This is a genomic window from Ferrovibrio sp. MS7 (assembly GCF_038404985.1).
Lineage (GTDB): Bacteria > Pseudomonadota > Alphaproteobacteria > Ferrovibrionales > Ferrovibrionaceae > Ferrovibrio > Ferrovibrio plantarum.
Genome location: NZ_JBBKBA010000001.1, coordinates 581,167 through 599,367 on the forward strand (window position 1 = coordinate 581,167; position 18,201 = coordinate 599,367).

The following is an 18,201-nucleotide window of genomic DNA, read 5'->3' on the forward strand; positions in this document are numbered from 1 at the left end:
CGGCGCGCGCCTGGATCAGCCCGCAGAACCGGGGCCGATGCGGCGGATGTAGCAATGGCCCGGCGCAATGTCAAGCCGGGTATAAGAATTGGGTCAAACCGGGTATGGCCTCAGCCGGCCATCTGGCTGGCGAAGAAACCCAAGCCGACGAGGCCGGCAACCAGCCCGGCGGCACGCTGCAGCAGGATCGGCCGTGCCGGTGCGAAGCGCAGAAAACCGAGCGCAATGCCGGCGGTAAGCGCATACTGGATCAGCCCGAGGCCGATCAGGTAGCCGGTGAGCGGCGCGGTTTCAGCACCAACGATGCTTTCCCCGAAGGCATAACCATGAAATAGCCCAGCAAAGCTGAGCAGCAGCGCGAACAGCGCAACCGGCAGGACGCGGCTCCAGAGCAGCAGGGCGGCAAAGGCGATCACCGACAGCGCCACCAGGGCCTCGCCGCCGGGCAGGTCATATTCCTGGATATGCAGCAATGTGCCGGCGAGCGAGGCGAGCATGAAGGCCAGCGGCAGTACCAGGAGCCAGCGGCGATGCGCCAGACTGAGCAGTCCGGCGGCGACCAGGAAAGCAAGATGATCCAGCCCGATCACCGGATGGGCCAGGCCGGAGAGCAATCCGGTTGCGAAGGAATAGGGCAGCTTGCCATCCATGGCGTGGTGCGCGTGGGCCGGCAGGGTGGCGAGAAGCAGCGGCAGGGCCAGCAGCAGGCGCGTCATTCGGATAGCTCCCCTTGATATATCGTACGACGGAAACGCTAGACCGGCCCGGCGGGAGCGTCAAATGCCCCAGGCTGCGGCGGCACCTGCGACCATCTGGCGCTTGCGGCCTGAACGGAAACGGGGTTATGTGCCTGCCATGATGGGAAGCCTGCGCAGCCTGGGAGTTCAGCCGCGCGCCATGATGGCGTGGCTGGCTTTGCTTGCCTTGGCCTTCCACAGCCTGCTGCCGCTGGCCTATCACAGCCTGCAGCGCCGCCAGGCCGCCATCGCCGGCTTCGACAGCATTGTCATCTGTACGCCCTATGGCATGCGCACGGTGCAGATCGGCGCCGATGGCCAGCCGCTGGCCGATCAGGACGATCCCGGCACCAGCAAGGACAAGCAATCGGCGCGCTATTGCCCGATCTGCCTCGGCGCGCAGCAGGCCGGCTTCGCCATCCTGCCGGCCAGCATCGTCATCGCCCTGCCTGTGCTGCTGGCGCAGGTGCTCTTCCCGATCCAGCCGCAGGCGCCGCCGGATGATGCCGCGCGGCATTTCGCCAAGGCCCGCGCCCCTCCCGCTGCCTTCTGAACCACGCCGCACCGCGCCCCCTGCGCGGATCTGCCCGTTTCAGAAGGATTAGTCTCATGACCCCGTTTAACCACACATTCGCAATTGTCGGCGCCCTGCTGCTCGGCAGCTTTTCCCTGCCGGCGGCCGCCCATGTGGTGGCCGATCCCGCCGAGGGCCAGGCTGGTAGCTATTTCCGCACCGCGCTCCGCGTCGGCCATGGCTGCGGCACCTCCCCCACCATTGCCGTGAAGGTGATCCTGCCCGAAGGCCTCACCACGGTACGGCCGCAGGTGAAGCCCGGCTGGCAAATCCAGATCGAAACTGCCAAGCTGGCCAAGCCGGTGGATGCCGGCCATGGCCGCATGACCGACACCGCGATCAGCGCGGTTTCCTGGACCGGTGGCAATCTGCCGAACGAGCATTTCGATGAATTCGGCCTCAGCCTGAAACTGCCGGACAATGCCGGGCCGCTGTGGCTGAAGGTGATCCAGACCTGCAAGGAAGGCGAATTGCGCTGGGAGCAGACCCCGGCCTCCGGCACCTCCACCCGTGGCCTGGACTATCCGGCAGCGGTGATCCGCGTGGCCGGCGATACGCCGAAGCCGACAGCGAGTGCCGGCAATATCCGCATCGAGCAGCCTTTCGCGCGGGCCACGCCGGCGAAGATGGGCGGCGCGTTCATGACCCTGGTGAATGGCGGCCAAGCCGCTGACCGCCTGGTGAAGGCCGCCTCGCCGGTGGCGGAAACAGTTGAACTGCATACCCATGTGAAGGACGGCGACACCATGCGCATGCGTCCCGTGGACGGCATCGACATTGCCGCCCAGGGCCGCACCGCGCTGGAGCCGGGCAGCTTTCACGTGATGCTGATCGGGCTGAAGCAGCCCTTGAAGGAAGGTGCCAGCTTCCCGCTGACGCTGACTTTCGAGAAAGCCGGCCCGGTGACGCTGCAAGTGCCGGTGCTGAAAGCCGGTGCTACCCCTGGCGGGATGCCCGCCATGGGCGGCGATCACAAGCATCACTAAGCCCGGCACCACTGAACAATCTCGCCACCTAAAAATCCTTCTCTGGGGAACTCATACCATGAATCCGTCCTCTATCCGCGCGCGCGTCGAACAGACGCTGCCGCGCATCGCCATCGGCCTGTTCGCCACTGCCAGCCTGCTGGCCCTGCTGGCGGACCGCGCCTACGGACAAACCACCCTGCCCACCATCACGGTGCAAGGCCAGACGGCCGACGACGCCATCACCGTGCCGAGCGAAAAGGACGCCCGCAAGGCGATCGAGAAGACGCCCGGCGCGGTTGGCTTCGTTACCGAGGCCGAATTGCGCGAGGAGCGCGCCGCCACGGTGAAGGACATGCTGGATTTCGTGCCCGGCGTGTTCGCGCAGCCGAAATACGGCCAGGAAGATGCCCGCCTCTCGGTGCGCGGCTCCGGCCTGTCGCGCAACTTCCATCTGCGCGGCATGCGCTTGCTGCTGGATGGCGTGCCGATCAACCAGGCCGATGGCGCCGGCGATTTCCAGGAAATCGACCCTTTGGCGGTGCGCTATATCGAAATCTACAAGGGCGCCAATGCGCTGCAATATGGCGCCGCCGGCCTGGGCGGCGCGGTGAACTATGTCAGCCCCACCGGGCGCAGCAATCCGGGTTTCCTCACCCGGCTTGAACTCGGCTCGTTCCAGAGCCTGCGCAGCCAAGTCGCCGCTGGCCAGGCGCAAGGCGCTTTCGATTACTACATCACCGGCAGCTACAGCCATTCCGATGGTTACCGCGACCATACCGGACAGGATTATTCCCGCCTGAACGGCAATGTCGGCTATCGCTTCGGCGATGGTGCCGAGACACGCTTCTATCTCAGCGCCAACAGCATCAACCAGAAGATCACCGGCGCGCTGACGCGCAACAACGCGTTCGCCACGCCGGAAGCCACGGTAGAAGGCAATTTCGGCAATAACCGCAACAACACCAAGCGCGACATCAATTCAGTGCGCGTGGCGAACAAGACCACCTGGCTGACCGATAGCGGCGATTTCACCGTCGGCGTCTATTACGCCAACAAGGAGCTGTTCCATCCGGTGATTTTCAGCCCGTTCTTCGGCATTGTGATCGAGAACGAGGAGAATAATTACGGTGCCTATGGCCGCTACAGCCATAACAGCCAGCTTTTCGGCAATCGTAATGAGCTGGTGCTGGGGGCGCATTACTTCGGCGGCGTAAACCGGGCGAGGACCTTCAACAATGTCGGCGGCTCACGCGGCGCGCTGGCCAGCGATGCCGACCAGCGTTCCGAAAATGTCGAGCTGTATGCCGAGAACAGCCATTACGTGATGCCGGCGGTGGCCGTCGTCACCGGCGTGCAGGGCAGCTTTTCGGAGCGCAACCTGGAGGATCGCTTCCTCTCGGATGGCGACAATTCCGGCAGCCGCAATTTCTATGCGGTGAACCCGAAGGTCGGCCTGCGCTGGGACTACGCGCCAGGGCAGCAGCTTTTCGGCAATCTCAGCATGGCCAAGGAAGCGCCGCCCTTCTCGGAACTCGATCCGGCCAGCTCCGGCCCCGGCCTGTTTCCGCTGAAGGCGCAGAAATCCACCACGCTGGAAATCGGCACGCGGGGCCAACGCGGCGATTGGGGCTGGGATGCAGCGATCTATCGCGCCTGGCTGCGTGACGAAATTCAGCAATTGCTGATTGGCGCCAACGAGGAGGCCCGCAACATCGACAAGACCATTCACCAGGGTCTTGAGCTGGGTGGCGACTGGGTGGCCCTGCGCGATGCGGTAGCGAAAGGCGACAGCGTGAAGGCGCGTATCGCTTATACCTTCAGCGACTTCCATTTCGACAACGACGCCACCTTCCGGGATAACAAGATTCCCGGCGCGCCGCGCCACTATCTGCGGGCGGAACTGCGCTATAGCAGCCCGGATGGCTGGTTCCTGGCGCCGAACGCCGAATGGGTGCCGGAGGCCTATCATGTCGATAACGCCAACACCACCAAGACGGCGGCCTATGCCTTGTTTGGCCTTAAGGCGGGGTACGACTACGGCAACGGCCTCAAGTTCTTCCTCGATGGCCGCAACCTGCTGGACAAGACCTACATCTCGAATGTCAGCGTCATCTCCACGGCAGCAGCCGGTTCGCTGCTCTACAATCCGGGCGATGGCCGCGCCATCTATGCCGGCGTGGAATGGCGCTTCTAGCCGAAAGCCTGCTACCGCCGGCCGCGCCCGCGCGCGGCCGGCGTGTTGGCGCGCCCTCGATTCTGGGCGCGTTGTTGCTGCATGGCGGCGCGGCGCTGGCCATGCTGCTGCTGGCGCAGCACAGCCTGCCGGTGCCGGCTGTCGAAATCGAAGTGATCTGGCCGACGCCTCAGCCGGCCCCTGTTCCGACATCACCCGCTGCTGCAGAGCCGGCGGCCGAAACGCTACCAGTGCCGCAGGCCATGCCGGAACCTGAACCGGAGCCGGAACCACTACCGGATCCGCTGGCAGCGGAACCACCGCCGCCGACGCGAGAGAAACCCAAACCCCCGTCAAAGCCCGTGGTAAAACCAGCACCAGCGCCACAGCCGGTGCAGGAAATGTCAGCGCCAGCGCCAACACTGACGGAAGCCCCGCCGACCGCAGCTGTCACACCAGCAGCCCAGGCCGTAGCCCCGGCCACAGCCGAGCCGGTGCAAAATGCTCCCCCCGCTGCACCGCGTGACATCAAACCGCAAGAAGCGGCGCCGCCAGCTTCACCCTATAACGCCATCCTGCTGGATTGGCTGCGCCGCCACATGGAATACCCGCGCGCCGCAAGGCTGCGCCGGCAGCAGGGTGAGGTGCGCCTGAAGCTGGAACTGGATCGCGGCGGCAGGTTGCTGGCGGCATCGCTCGCCACATCGAGCACCCACGCCATCCTGGATGAAGCGGCGCTGAGCATGGCGCAACGCGCTGCCCCCTATCCGCCGCCGCTCGATCTGCTGGGCCAACAGCGCAGCGTGGTGTTCATCGTGCCGTTGCGTTTCGAGCTGACACCTTAACTGCCACCGCATCGGCAATGCCGAGCACGACGAGCAGGACAGAGAAGCCAAGCACATTCGAGCGCAACACCTCGGCAATGATCGACCAGGTGAAAGCACCCTCGCCGCCCGGCAAGCCTAAGCCGAGCAAATACAATATTGCCTGGTTGGCAATGAAAGCGGCGGTGAAACCCATCGCCAGCGCGAACCAGCGATCCGGGATGCGCCGCATCATTGCCCACGCCGCAAACAGCGCGGCGAAAGCGGCAAGGCCGAGCGCGATGCCCCAGCCGATGCTTGTGGCATCGACCGGGTAATCGAGCAGGCCATAGCCGATGGCCTGGTTTGCCAACCAGGCCAGCAGCAGGGTGAGCAGCGCCTCACGCGGTGCCAACCGCTGCGCCGCCACTACGGCCAGGGCCGCGAAAGGTGCGGCACAGGCCAGGGCCAGACTGAACAGCGTGGCGATGGTGGCGAAGCATGCGGCTTGCACGACGTTCTGGCGCTGCGTCATAGCGTCAGAAGTCCAGGCTGACGCGGGCCATCGCGGTACGGCCCGGCTGCGGATAGGCATTGTAGGTACCGAACGTGGTCGCCGAGGCAATCGAGTAATCGTAGTACTCGCGATCCAGCAGATTCTGCACCGAGATTGCCCAGCGGGCACGGTCATAGAGCGTGCCGCCGAGCGTGACATCGACCAGGGCATAGGCCGGAATCTGCGGCTGGAAATTGGCGCGATCATTATCCATGCGGCGCGCATCCACCAGCCGGCCGTCGATATCGAACCGCAGCCATTTCGGAATGATCTCCCAGCTCAGGCCGGCACTGCCGGTCCAGGGCGAAACCAGCGGCACGCGATTGCCGGCAAAGCGGCCTTCACGGAATTCGGCATGAATATAGGACAGGCTGCCGCGCAGCTTCAGGTCCGGCAGGACGCGCCAGCCGCCCTGCAGTTCGACGCCGCGCCGCCGCGTCGGGTCCAGGTTGATATTGGTGAAGCTGTTGCCATCGAAATAGATTTCGTCGTTCAACTCCATCCAATAGGCACTGACCCGGTAGTTCGCCGTGCCAATATCGCCATGCAGGCCAGCTTCGATATCATGCGAGGTCTGGGTTTTGAGATTGAACTGACCCGGCACGCCGAAAGCCGTGGTGACGATACGTTCATCCAGCGTCGGATAGCGGAAGGATCGACCGATACGGGCAAACGGCACCACTTCCTTCGACAGGCGATGCTCGATACCAAGATGGTAGCTGTAATTGGTATCCGAACCATCGAACGGATTGGCCGCGGCTTCACCACCATAACCCGGCGCACCGGCATCCATGGCATCGCTGGCTGAGACCTTGGCACGCTGCACACGCATACCGGCGGCCAGATCGGTGTCGCGGGTCAGCGCAAAGGTTGCCTGACCATAAGCGGCATAGGTCTGCTGCTCGGCATTGTAGCGATGGATCGGGCGGTCGAAATCGTGGTTCTTGCGGTCGGAATTGTAGTCCGCGCTGTAGATATCCAGACCGCCGATCAGCGCCAGCTTGTGCCCCCAGATTTCCGGCTGCGCGGTGAGGCGCGGCGTGAATGAGAAGGTGGTCAGTTCGGTATCGACATAGGTATCGAAGGCGGTGCCGAAGGGGCTGATCTGGCTGGATTGCTGCGTCTTGCGCCGCACGCCGCCATCAATGATCAGTTCAGCGGTATCACCAAACTGCCGGGTGCCGCCCAGGGTCAGGTTGAGGCCCTGCTTGTTGGCGAAATCATTCGGCGTGGTGGCGCCTTCGGGATCGCTGGCCATGAGATTGCTGGTCAGGGTGCGGCGCCGAGCGCCCGGCAGGCCAAGCTGCTGGTCGTCGGCGGCCAGGCTGACATAGGCGCCATAGCCATCGCCGTTGTAGCGTGCCTCACCCTGCAGGTTCTTCTGCAGCAGCTTGTTGTTGGCACGCCAGCCATCGGAATCGATCCAGTTGCCATAGGCACTGAAGGCATAAGGCCCAATGCTCTGACGGCCATGTATCGCGGTTTCACGCTGCTGGAAGGAACCGATAGCGCCTTCGATGGTGAAAACATCGCGGCCCGGCAAGGCATCCCGGGTGACGATATTGATCACGCCACCGGACGCGCCATCGCCATAGAGCACACTGCCGCTGTTGCCACGGATCACTTCAATACGCTCGATGCTGGCTTTCGGGATCGCCGTAAAGTCGATGCCGGCGAGATCGAGGTCATTCAGCCGGCGGCCATTGACCAATACCAGGGTGTTGGCCGAAGCGGTGGCACCAAAGCCGCGCATGTCGACCGTGTCGCGGGCACCGCGCACGCCACCAAACTGGCGCTGCACCTGAAGCCCGGCCTGGCGTTCCAGTACATCCTGCAGCGTATCGCCGGGGCTGCGCTGGATTTCGTCATACGGAATCACCGTGGTGGAAGCGCCGGTGATGCCATCGCCCAGGCGGCTGGCCGTCACCGTCACCGGCGGCAATTCGGTTGGTGCCACACTGGTGCTCGGCGCCTGCGCCAGCATAGTGGCCTGCGCCACCTCCTGTGCCAGCGCCAAGGACGGCGCCAGCAGGGCGGTTGCCAGTAGGGGAGTTGCCAGTAGGGGAGTTGATAGCGTGAGGACGAGAGAGAGAGAAGAGGCCTGATTCGGCATCGCATGCTCCAAGGCAAGGCCCCAGGCTGATGCCCGGGACCCGAGGTGAGACCGATCCGGCCTGTCCCGCTTGAAATTTCAAGCGAACTCAAGCCGGACTGACGATGTCACCGCTGCGAAGCCGCTCCGTATGGTACTCCCGCCCATCGGTTGGGTGACGTTGCCGGCAGGTCTCCTGGCTCGCGACATCATCGCCCGTTGCGTCCGGCCTTCCCGGTTTCCCAGTGACCATAGTGGACGCGGACTCGTCGCTCACAGTTGCGGGAGCAGCCTCGGATCGGGTGGCTGGGTTAAGGCCCAGACGCCGTACCGTGTTCCCTCTTGCCTCCATGGCGGATGCCATGGAACCGACACAGGCGGCGATCATACCCGGGAATGTGATCCCGTCAATTGGCTGACGGGGTGGCTGTAACCCGCCATAGTGGCGCCATTCTCCCGTCTTTGAGGCCACCATGCGCAATGTCAAAGCCTTCGCCCATGATTTCTGGGCGCTTGCCAAGCCCTACTGGACCCATTCCGACGAAAAGCTGATCGCCTATGGCCTGCTGGCAGCGGTGGTGGTGCTGAACCTGGCCTCCGTCGGCCTCAATGTCTGGTTCAATTTCTGGTACAACAGCTTCTACAATTCGATCCAGGAGAAGGACTTCGAGTCCTTCAAGACGCTGCTGTTGCAATTCAGCCTGGTGGCGGTGGCGTTCATCGTCGTCGCCGTGTACCAGCTCTATCTCGGCCAGATGCTGCAAGTCCGCTGGCGCCGCTGGCTCACCGAGAAATGGCTGGGGCAATGGCTGGATGGCCCGCGCTTCTACCATATGCAGCTTTTTGGCCTCGGCACCGACAACCCCGACCAGCGGCTGGCCGAAGACCTCAAGCTGTTCACCAGCTATTCGCTGAACCTGACGCTGGGCCTGCTCTCCGCCGTCGTCACGCTGTTCTCCTTCCTGCATATCCTGTGGCAGCTTTCGGGCGAGTTCTCGTTCCAGCTCGGCGACAGCGAGATCCAGATTCCGGGCTACATGGTGTGGGTGGCTTTGGTCTATGCCATTGCCGGCACCTGGGCCACCGACAAGATCGGCCGGCCACTGGTGAAGATGAATTTCACCCAGCAACGCTATGAAGCGGATTTCCGCTTCCACCTGATCCGCCTGCGCGAGAATGCCGAAGGCGTGGCGCTGCAGCGCGGCGCCGCTGTGGAGAAGCGCGACCTGCTCGGCCGCTTCGGCCTGGTGGTGGAGAATTTCCTCGCCATCATGCGCAAGCAGAAGCAGCTCACCTGGTTCACCGCCGGCTATGCCCAGGCGGCGGTGGTGTTTCCCTTCATCGTCGGGGCGCCGAAATATTTCCAGGGCAGCCTGGCGCTCGGCGGCCTGATGCAGACCGTCTCGGCTTTCGGCCAGGTGCAGACGGCGCTGAGCTACATCATCTCCTCCTATACCGAGATCGCCGAATGGCGCGCGGTGATCAGTCGCCTCACTGGCTTCCGCGATGGCGTCGAGGAAGCCGCCAGGATGGAGGCCGAGAGCGGCATCGTGTTGCAGCCGGCAAATAGCCTTGCGGTGGCGCGGCTGAGCGTCAACAAGCCCGATGGCAGCGTGCTGGCGCGGGTGGAAAACCTGGATGTCGCGCCGGGCGAAAGCCTGCTGTTGCAAGGCAAGTCGGGCAGCGGCAAGAGCACCTTGCTGCGCGCGCTGGCCGGGCTGTGGCCGTTCGGACTTGGCGAGATCAAACGCGCCCCTGATGACGACTGCCTGTTCCTGCCGCAGAAGCCGTATCTGCCGGTCGCGTCGTTGCGCGCCGCCTTGGCCTATCCGAAACCGGCCGAGACTTTCAGCGATGCGGAATTGCGTGCCGCCTTGCAGGCGCTGGACCTTGAGGCTTTAAGCGATCAGCTCGACCGCGAAGCGAACTGGGCGCAGCATCTTTCGGGCGGCGAGCAGCAACGCGTGCAGTTGGCCCGTGCCCTGCTGCACAAGCCGAAATGGCTGTTCCTCGATGAAGCCACCGCAGCACTTGATCCGGCCAGCGAGGCCAGGGCGCTGGAGGCGCTGCGCCAGGCCCTGCCCGGCACCGCGATTGTCAGCATTGGCCACCGCGAGGCTTTGGCCGCCTTCCATCGCCGCCGCCTGGCACTGGAACGCAGCGAGCCGCAGGAACCGGCTAGGCTGATCGCCGTGACTTGAGGCATGATGGCGCCATGCAGATGGTGGCGCATGAATCCGAACTCGGCTCCTGGTGCATGGCATTCGCCGCACCGGCACCGGCACTTGCCGGCGTCGTCGAGCAGTATGTCGGCTACAGCGAAAGCGGCACGGCTTTCCTCTCTCGCCGCGAGATGCCCGGCACCAGCCTGGTGCTGATCATCAATCTCGGCGCACCGCTGCAGATCGTCGACACGCTGGGGCAGCGTTTCCGCTTCGGCAGCGGTGAGGGCTTCGGCGCGGGTTTAAGCGACTCCTACGCCACGTCCGAAACCGGCGGTGCGCAGCAGGGCGTGCAGGTCTTGTTCACGCCGCTGGGTGCACGGCGGCTGTTCGGTCTGCCGCTGGGCGCTTTGTTCAACCGTGTGGTGCGGCTGGAAGACCTGTTCGGCCATGCTGCCGGCGAACTGGCGGAAAGGTTGCTGGAAACGAATGACTGGACGGCGCGTTTCGCCCTGCTGGATGCGGCGCTGCTGCAACGCCTGGCGCCGCAGCGGCGCGAGGCCCTGCTCGCCGCCCATGCCTGGCAGCGGCTCGGCGCCAGCCAGGGCCGTATCGCGATCCACGATCTTGCTTCGGCACTCGATTGCAGCCGCAAGCATCTGGCCCAGGTCTTCCACGAACAGATCGGCCTGACGCCAAAAACCAGCGCGCGGCTGTTCCGCTTCCGCCATGCCCTGAGCCTGCTCGATGCCGCCTCTGCGACAATCGACTGGAGCGGCATTGCCCTGGATGCCGGCTATTACGACCAGGCGCATCTGATCCGCGATTTCCGCGCCTTCAGCGGCAGCGCGCCGACCGAGTTCCTGACCCGCCGGCTGCCCGACAATGGTGGCTATAGCGGCGAGCGGTAACATTTATCCAAGACGCCGGACCGCCTGGCGGCTAGCGTGGCTCCATCATCCTCACGGAGACCATTGATGACCACGCCCCCTTCGATCTTCCCCTATCTGCGCTACCGCGATGCCAAGGCCGCCATCGCCTGGCTGCAGGCGGCTTTCGGCTTCCGCGTGGCGCTGGAAGTGCCGGGCGGCAATGGCGGCATCGCTCATGCCGAATTGCAGCTCGGCAACGGCATGGTGATGCTGGGCGACCAGCCGAGCGCGGGACTCGACATGCAGCCTGCAGGCCCGGGCGGCAACAGCCAGGGCGTCTATATCGTGGTGGCGGATGTGGACGCGGTATATGCCAAGGCCAAGGCGGCCGGGGCGCGCATGGTGATCGAACTGCATGACACCGATTACGGCTCGCGCGACTTTTCCTGCCGCGACCCGGAAGGCCAGCTGTGGAGCATCGGCAGCTACCAGCCGCCGATGCTCGCAGATTAGGATTTATTGACCCCAGGGATTACGGCGGCGCCCGCCGCTGGAGGGCACCGAACCTCCAGATGACGCCATGCCGCCCGAGGCGGTGGGACGGCTGCTGCTGCCACCCTGCTTCGGCACGCCACCCCAGCCGGCGGGCTGGGTGCGCGCTGCCGGCGCTGCGCTGCGCGCCATCGACACCTGGCGGCTGAAGCCACCATTCATGCCAAGTTCACGCAAGGCGGCAACGCGGTTCTCGGTGCTCGGATGGGTCGAGAACAGGTTGTCCATGCGCTGTCCGCTCAGCGGGTTGACGATGAACAGATGCGCCGTCGCCGGGTTGCCCTCGGCCTGGTGGTTCTCGATCCGCTCGGCGCCATGGGTGATGCGCACCAGCGCGGAAGCCAGACCTTCCGGGTTGCCGGAAATCTGCGCGCCCATGCGGTCGGCGGCATATTCGCGGCTGCGGCTGATCGCCATCTGCACCAGGGTGGCAGCCAAAGGCGCCAGGATCATCACCAGCAGGCTGCCGATGATGCCCATGCCGCGGTTTTCGCCATCGCGGTTGCCGCCGAAGAACATGGCGAAATTCGCCAGCATGCCGACAGCGCCGGCCAGCGTCGCGGTGATGGTCATGATCAGCGTGTCGCGGTTCTTCACATGCGCCAGTTCATGCGCCATCACGCCGGCGATTTCCTCGCGGCTCAGCATGTTGAGCAGGCCGGTGGTGGCGGCCACGGCGGCATTTTCCGGGTTGCGGCCAGTGGCAAAGGCGTTCGGCTGCTCGCTGTCGATAATGTAGACGCGCGGCATCGGCAGCTCGGCACGCTGCGCCAGTTCGGCCACCAGATGGTAGAAATTCGGCGCCTCATGTGGCCCGACCTCGCGGGCGCCATACATGGACAGCACCATCTTGTCGCTGTTCCAGTAGGCGAACAGGTTCATGGCACAGGCGAGGCCGAAAGCGATCAGCATGCCGATCTCGCCACCCACCAGGAAGCCGACACCGACGAACAGGCCGGTCATCGCCGCCAGCAGGATCGCCGTCTTGAGGTAATTCATCTTTCTCCTCCGCAGCGGCCGGCCGCTTGGCAGCCCGGCTCGCAGCGATATATGTAGGGTGTGCCACCGCCGCCGCAAGGGACAAGCCGATGACTGCCGATCACTCTGGAAACCAGCCCAAGACCCCTACCGGCAAACCGACCAATATTGCCGCCCTGCCCGCCTCGGCACGGCCGAAAATGCCGGAAAAGCCCGCCATCGTGCAGAGCCAGCCGCCCGGCGAAGTGGATGGCCCCAAGGGCCCGGAACCGACCCGCTATGGCGACTGGGAACGCAAGGGCATCGCCAGCGACTTCTGAATGGCAGACAGGTGAGCGGCAGACAGGATTTCTAGTCTTGTTCTCCTTTTTCGACCTGATAGACTTTTGCCATGAGCGAGCAGCCTGACAATCTTGTGGTGGTCTACCTCCGCCGGATGGACGAGAAACTCGACCGTCTGTCTGATTCCGTGGGCGAATTGCGTGACCGCGTCGGGCAGCTAGAAGTCAAGTTCAGCCATCTGGATGTGCGCTTCGGGCATACGGAAGTAGCTGTTGCGGGCCTTTCGGTACGTATGGATCGCATCGAAGATCGCCTCGAGCGTATCGAGCGCCGCCTGGACCTGGCCGAGGCGCCAGCCCTCTGATCCCCCTGCCGCCGAGCTTTCATCCCACCCTTGCAAGGCTGGGCGCGATGCCTATACTCGCGCCGATTTTTCGGCCTTTTCCTGGGAGTTTGGTGCGATGGCGGCGAAGAGCGGCGTGAAGAAGGTGGTGCTGGCCTATTCCGGCGGCCTGGATACCTCGGTGATCCTCAAGTGGCTGCAGGAGACCTATGGCTGCGAGGTGGTGACCTTCACCGCCGATCTGGGCCAGGGCGAGGAGCTGGAGCCGGCACGCAAGAAGGCCGAGATGTTCGGCGTGAAGCAGATCTTCATCGAGGATGTGCGCGAGACCTTCGTGAAGGATTACGTCTTCCCGATGTTCCGCGCCAACGCGCTCTATGAAGGCCTCTACCTGCTCGGTACGTCGATTGCCCGCCCGCTGATCGCCAAGCGCCAAATCGAGATCGCCCGCGAAGTCGGCGCCGACGCGGTCTGCCACGGCGCCACCGGCAAGGGCAACGACCAGGTGCGTTTCGAGCTGAGCTATTACGCGCTGCAGCCGGGCATCAAGGTGATCGCGCCGTGGCGCGAATGGCAGCTCAACTCGCGCACCGCGCTGATCGATTTCGCCGAGAAGCACCAGATCCCGATCGCCAAGGACAAGCGCGGCGAAGCGCCCTTCTCGGTCGATGCCAACCTGCTGCATATCTCGGCGGAAGGCAAAGTGCTGGAAGACCCGTGGGTGGAAGCGCCGGATTTCGTCTATTCGCGCTCGGTCGACCCCGAGAAGGCGCCGGACACGCCGGAATATGTCGAGATCGAGTTCCTCAAGGGCGACCCCATCGCTGTGAATGGCGAGAAGCTGTCGCCGGCCGCGCTGCTCACCAAGCTGAACCAGCTTGGCGGCAAGCATGGCATCGGCCGCCTCGACCTGCTGGAAAACCGCTTCGTCGGCATGAAGAGCCGCGGCATCTACGAGACGCCCGGCGGCACCATCCTGTATCAGGCGCATCGCGGCATCGAGCAGGCGACGCTGGATCGCGGCGCGGCGCATCTGAAAGACGAGATCATGCCGCGCTATGCCGAGCTGATCTATAACGGCTTCTGGTTCGCACCCGAGCGCGAAATGCTGCAGGCGCTGATCGACAAGAGCCAGGAGAATGTGGAAGGCACCGTGCGCCTGAAACTGTACAAGGGCTCGGTCAACGTCGTCGGCCGCAAGTCGCCGAAGTCGCTCTACAGCCTGGCGCATGTCACCTTCGAGGAAGACTCGGTCTACGACCAGAAGGACGCCGCCGGCTTCATCAAGCTCAACGCGCTCCGCCTCCGTCTGCTCAACCGGCAGAAGGGGTAATACCGATACCTATATAGCCGTCATACCCCGCGCAGGCGGGGTATGACGAAAACTCATTCGAGTTCGCTTAGCACCGCCGCGCCCCGTTCGAGGGCGCGGCGTTTTGCTGTGTAGCCCCTGAAATCCACCGCCGGCATCAGTTGCCTCAACGCCCAGATAGCAAGCATCAGGCGACTACGCCAAACTCTCTATTCAACGAATGTATATCTGACATACTTGAAACCGGAGCATATGCTTCAGGATAGGAAATAACATGCATCATGTTTTGATCCCAATCGCACTATGGGCGTTATGCATAGCCAGTCCCATTGCAGCTTATGTGCATTACGAATCATTCAATATATGGGTCTTAGCATTTATCTTGTTATTATTGATATTAGCTCTTTTTGGACTGTTCACGACAAAAAACCCATTATTCATTCGAGTCCGGAATCTTCGCTTTGAACCCGAAAGACTTGCCGATTTTTATAAATGGCGTGCAGATGCAAATTTCGATAATGGCAGAGTAGTTAACATAAATAAATTCCGCGCCGAACATCCGCGATGGGAAGCTTCACACATTCGTCCTGCTTTCGCAGAGTGGCGAGATAAAGTCTTCTCTGAAAGCACCCCGGTGCAAATTACAGTAACTGATGCTGCAGATATAAACTCACTGAACATTCGTCCAGATATCAATGAACTAAATATTCAGGGCGGCACCTCTCACTTCAGCGCCGCTGGTAAGAAATTTGGCACAATCCTAATAGCATCCGCGGGTTCGTTATCATTGTCAGACTGCTTCGTTCACGTGTTAATCGTCAACAGGAAGCACTCCCTGTCTCTTCATAACTGCTATGTAGGCGAACTTCGGATTCACGATAAATTTGGCTTTTTTAATATGACCGGGGGAGGACTTCTTGGCCTATTCTGCCGCGAAGGAGAGAATCCATTCGAAAGCAGTGTTCTTTTCAAGAATGTTTATATGCCCCGCAATAGCGATTGCGGGATTGAAACACAGAGCTTGAGGAATATTCGAAAGCATCTTACTTCTATGAACAATGCTCTTTCTGCCGGGATTTTTCATAGCACGGAGCTTGCACTGGATAGAGAACATGAACCTGCGCCAAGCCGATTCTTTAGTTGGGTGTATGAGATAATTTCCGACTACGGCAACAGCACAGTTAGACCGCTATGTTGGTTATTAGTCTTCTTATCACTAACTTTTATGACGATCTTTATTTTTGATGGTGTTCAATTAGAGAAGAGCGAGGGTTTAGTTGGGTGGTGGAGCGCATTGAGTGGTAATGATTTGGAAGCTCAGCTCTTACGCGCGGCAACATATCCATTTACTTCGCTTTTGAATCCGCTATCTATTTTTGCGAAGCCTGTTCTAATAGCCAAAACAGCATGTATGGCAATGATGCTTACTCTCCTCAGTTTTCTATCAACCACTTCATTGTTCTTCCTGGTGCTGGCTATTAGACGGCGATTCAAAATCGAATGATCTTTAAAACAACTCATGGATACCCCGCCTGCGCGGGGCTTGACGAAAAGGTCATTCAAGTTCGCTTAGCACCGTCGCGTCCTGTTCCAGGGCGCGGCGTTTTGCTGCGTAGGCCGAAAATTCCGCCGCCGGCATGAGCTGTTTCAGCGCCCAGGCGGCCATGGCGCGCACTGGCATTGCCGGGTCTTCGCTCAGGCGCAGCAGATCGGGAATGGCGGCGGCATCGCCGCTGTTACCGAGCGCAATGCAGACATTGCGGATGAAACGGTCGCGGCCGATGCGCTTCACGGCATTGCGCGCGAACATCTCGCGGAAGCCGGTATCATCGAGCTTGGCCAGATCCAACAAGGACGGCGCCTTCAATTCGGCACGGGCCTGGATTTCTGCGTCTCGGGCGGCTTGGGCGAATTTGTTCCACGGACAGGCGGCGAGGCAATCGTCGCAGCCATAGATGCGGTTGCCCATGGGTTTGCGGAATTCCGGGGCGATCACGCCATCGAATTCGATGGTGAGATACGAAATGCAGCGCCGCGCATCGAGTTCGTAGGGCGCCGGAAACGCCCTGGTCGGGCAGATATCGAGGCAGGCCTGGCAGGAGCCGCAATGGTCCTGCTCCGGCGCGTCCGACTCGAGATCGGCTGCGGTGAGGATGGCGCCGAGGAACAGCCAGGAGCCGAATTGCCGCGAGACCAGATTGGTATGCTTGCCCTGCCAGCCAATGCCGGACGCCTGCGCCAGCGGCTTTTCCATCAGCGGCGCGGTATCGACGAAAACTTTCAGCGGCCGGCCGGTTTCGCGCTCGAGCCAAGCGCCCAGGCTCTTGAGCTTCTTCTTCACCACCAGATGATAATCACGGCCATGGGCATAGACCGAGATGGCGGCGCGGTCACGCTGCGTCAGAATCTCGAGCGGGTCATGCTCAGGGCCATAATTCAGACCCAGCGCAATGATGCTTCTGGCTTCAGGCCAGAGTGCCGCAGGATGGCGGCGGCGCGGCGCGCGTTCGCCTTCCGCCAGCCATAGCATCTCACCATGGCGGCCCAGTTCAACGAAGCGGTCGAGCCGGGCGCCATGTTCGGGACCAATCGACGCAACATCCGCAATGCCGACCGCGTCGAAGCCCTCGGCTTCAGCGCGCGCCCTAATCGCCTGGGCCCGGATGCGGCCCGCGAGAGTCACATCCGGCTTTAGGCGATGGCCGCGATGACGGCGATCTCGACCTTGTAGGCCGGCGCCGCCAGCTTGGCTTCCACAGTGGCGCGGGCCGGGGTGTGGCCCTGCGGCACCCAGGCATCCCAGGCGGCATTCATCGCGGCGAAATCGGCGATGTCCGGCAGGTAGATGGTGGCCGAGAGGATCTTGGTCTTGTCGGTGCCGGCAGCGGCCAAGAGCTTGTCGATCTGGCCCAGGATCACCTTGGTCTGCGCCGTGGTGTCGCCGCTGGTGTCAGACGCCACCTGGCCGGCGAGATAGACGGTGTTGCCATGCACCACGGCCTGGGACATGCGCGGGCCGACTTCGATGCGACGGATGCTCATGGATGTTGTTCCTTATTTCTTGTGTGGAGCGAGACTAAATCAGAAATCGAGATCGGCATAATGCTTCGGCGGCGGCAGGCCAGGCAGGTGATCCGCCAGCAGGGGCCGGAAGCTGGGCCGCGACTTCACCCGCGCATACCAATCCTTGGCGGCAGGGTGATCGTCCCACGGCACATCGCCGAGATAATCCAGGCAGCTTAAATGTGCGGCCGCCGTGATGTCGGCCAGGCTGAAATCGTCGCCAGCCAGCCATTTGCGCCGCTCGGCGAGATAGCCGATATAGCCGAGATGGTGCTTCAGGTTCTGATGCGCGATGCGGATGCTGCCGCTGTCCGGCTGGCCGCCGCCCATGTAGCGCCGCAGCACCTTCTCGAAGATCAGCGCGTCCGAGGCTTCGCGGCTGAACTTGAGATCGAACCAGCTTACCAGCCGGCGCGTCTCGGCGCGGCCCGGCGGGTCGAAGCCGATCAGCATCTTGTTGGGATAAACCTCGTCGAGGTATTCGCAGATGGCGAGGCTCTCGACCAGCACGCTGCCGTCATGCTCGATCAGCACCGGCACCAGGCCGGCCGGGTTGAGCGCCAGGAACTCGTCGCGCCGCTCCCATACCTTCTCCACCACCAGTTCGCAATCGAGCCCCTTTTCCTTCAACAGGATGCGGACCTTGCGGCAGAACGGGGAGAGCCAGAAATGATACAGCTTGCGCATGGCGCCGGAGGGTAGCAAAAGCCGCCGCGGCGCAAAAGATTCGGGGG

The 18,201-nt window shown here is 62.5% G+C and carries 17 protein-coding genes, 1 pseudogene and 1 riboswitch; of the genes and pseudogenes, 11 read left to right on the forward strand and 7 right to left on the reverse strand.

The features are described from left to right. Positions 1-110: 110 nt before the first annotated feature. Positions 111-716, reverse strand: a complete 606-nt coding sequence (locus V6B08_RS02695; RefSeq protein WP_341977852.1) for a HupE/UreJ family protein — start codon at positions 714-716, stop codon at positions 111-113. A gap of 139 nt (positions 717-855) precedes the next feature. On the opposite strand from V6B08_RS02695, the gene V6B08_RS02700 reads away from it, so the two are divergent. Genes V6B08_RS02700 through V6B08_RS02715 form a run of 4 tightly spaced genes read left to right on the forward strand, consistent with a single transcriptional unit; the run spans position 856 to position 5,297 of the window. Then, positions 856-1,290 (forward strand): DUF2946 family protein, encoded by a 435-nt coding sequence (locus tag V6B08_RS02700; RefSeq protein ID WP_341977854.1) that lies wholly within the window; start codon positions 856-858, stop codon positions 1,288-1,290. Positions 1,291-1,346: 56 nt separating this feature from the next. Then, positions 1,347-2,297, forward strand: a complete 951-nt coding sequence (locus tag V6B08_RS02705) for a DUF1775 domain-containing protein (protein WP_341977856.1) — start codon at positions 1,347-1,349, stop codon at positions 2,295-2,297. Positions 2,298-2,355: 58 nt separating this feature from the next. Then, entirely contained in the window at positions 2,356-4,473 is a 2,118-nt protein-coding gene (locus V6B08_RS02710) for a TonB-dependent receptor family protein (RefSeq protein ID WP_341977858.1), read from the forward strand. Further along, the gene (locus V6B08_RS02715) at positions 4,461-5,297 is read left to right on the forward strand and encodes an energy transducer TonB (RefSeq protein WP_341977860.1); all 837 of its coding nucleotides are present in this window, start codon (positions 4,461-4,463) and stop codon (positions 5,295-5,297) included. Before V6B08_RS02710 ends, V6B08_RS02715 begins: the two co-directional genes overlap by 13 nt. Here V6B08_RS02715 and V6B08_RS02720 read toward each other — a convergent pair. Both V6B08_RS02720 and V6B08_RS02725 read right to left on the reverse strand, forming a co-directional pair. After that, the gene (locus V6B08_RS02720; protein ID WP_341977862.1) at positions 5,263-5,790 is read right to left on the reverse strand and encodes a hypothetical protein; all 528 of its coding nucleotides are present in this window, start codon (positions 5,788-5,790) and stop codon (positions 5,263-5,265) included. The genes V6B08_RS02715 and V6B08_RS02720 overlap by 35 nt on opposite strands. A gap of 4 nt (positions 5,791-5,794) precedes the next feature. Next, positions 5,795-7,828: a TonB-dependent receptor gene (locus V6B08_RS02725; RefSeq protein WP_341977864.1), complete on the reverse strand. Its 2,034-nt coding sequence runs from the start codon at positions 7,826-7,828 to the stop codon at positions 5,795-5,797. 244 nt (positions 7,829-8,072) lie between these two features. Then, positions 8,073-8,291, reverse strand: a riboswitch (cobalamin riboswitch). 85 nt (positions 8,292-8,376) lie between these two features. Here V6B08_RS02725 and V6B08_RS02730 point away from each other — a divergent pair. From V6B08_RS02730 to V6B08_RS02740, 3 genes are all read left to right on the forward strand, one after another. Further along, positions 8,377-10,104, forward strand: coding sequence for an ABC transporter ATP-binding protein/permease (locus V6B08_RS02730; RefSeq protein ID WP_341977866.1), 1,728 nt, complete (start codon positions 8,377-8,379; stop codon positions 10,102-10,104). Positions 10,105-10,118: 14 nt separating this feature from the next. Then, positions 10,119-10,976, forward strand: coding sequence for a helix-turn-helix domain-containing protein (locus tag V6B08_RS02735; RefSeq protein ID WP_341977867.1), 858 nt, complete (start codon positions 10,119-10,121; stop codon positions 10,974-10,976). A 66-nt stretch (positions 10,977-11,042) separates the two neighbouring features. Beyond that, entirely contained in the window at positions 11,043-11,450 is a 408-nt protein-coding gene (locus tag V6B08_RS02740; protein WP_341977869.1) for a VOC family protein, read from the forward strand. 111 nt (positions 11,451-11,561) lie between these two features. Here the strand turns inward: V6B08_RS02740 and htpX are convergent. Further along, positions 11,562-12,488: pseudogene (gene htpX / locus V6B08_RS02745) on the reverse strand (zinc metalloprotease HtpX); the annotation flags it as partial. Between the two features lie 89 nt (positions 12,489-12,577). Between htpX and V6B08_RS02750 the strand changes: the two are divergent. The 4 genes from V6B08_RS02750 (at position 12,578) to V6B08_RS02765 (ending at position 15,908) form a co-directional block, all read left to right on the forward strand. Then, the gene (locus V6B08_RS02750; RefSeq protein ID WP_341977873.1) at positions 12,578-12,787 is read left to right on the forward strand and encodes a succinate dehydrogenase assembly factor 4; all 210 of its coding nucleotides are present in this window, start codon (positions 12,578-12,580) and stop codon (positions 12,785-12,787) included. A gap of 71 nt (positions 12,788-12,858) precedes the next feature. Next, a complete protein-coding gene (locus V6B08_RS02755) occupies positions 12,859-13,113 on the forward strand; it encodes a hypothetical protein (RefSeq protein ID WP_341977875.1) in 255 nt (84 codons plus the stop codon). Positions 13,114-13,210: 97 nt separating this feature from the next. After that, the gene (locus V6B08_RS02760) at positions 13,211-14,425 is read left to right on the forward strand and encodes an argininosuccinate synthase (RefSeq protein WP_341977877.1); all 1,215 of its coding nucleotides are present in this window, start codon (positions 13,211-13,213) and stop codon (positions 14,423-14,425) included. A 253-nt stretch (positions 14,426-14,678) separates the two neighbouring features. Then, positions 14,679-15,908 carry a hypothetical protein gene (locus V6B08_RS02765; protein ID WP_341977879.1) on the forward strand — a complete coding sequence of 410 codons (1,230 nt, stop codon included), beginning with the start codon at positions 14,679-14,681 and terminating at the stop codon, positions 15,906-15,908. A gap of 51 nt (positions 15,909-15,959) precedes the next feature. Here the strand turns inward: V6B08_RS02765 and queG are convergent, their stop codons facing one another. From queG to V6B08_RS02780, 3 genes are read right to left on the reverse strand one after another with little or no spacing between them, the layout of a single operon-like run. Beyond that, entirely contained in the window at positions 15,960-17,087 is a 1,128-nt protein-coding gene (queG, locus tag V6B08_RS02770; protein ID WP_341977881.1) for a tRNA epoxyqueuosine(34) reductase QueG, read from the reverse strand. Between the two features lie 8 nt (positions 17,088-17,095). Beyond that, on the reverse strand, positions 17,096-17,446 hold the full coding sequence (locus V6B08_RS02775) for a RidA family protein (protein ID WP_341977883.1): 351 nt from the start codon (positions 17,444-17,446) through the stop codon (positions 17,096-17,098). Positions 17,447-17,485: 39 nt separating this feature from the next. Further along, positions 17,486-18,154 (reverse strand): glutathione S-transferase family protein, encoded by a 669-nt coding sequence (locus V6B08_RS02780; RefSeq protein ID WP_341977885.1) that lies wholly within the window; start codon positions 18,152-18,154, stop codon positions 17,486-17,488. Between the last annotated feature and the right edge of the window lie 47 nt (positions 18,155-18,201).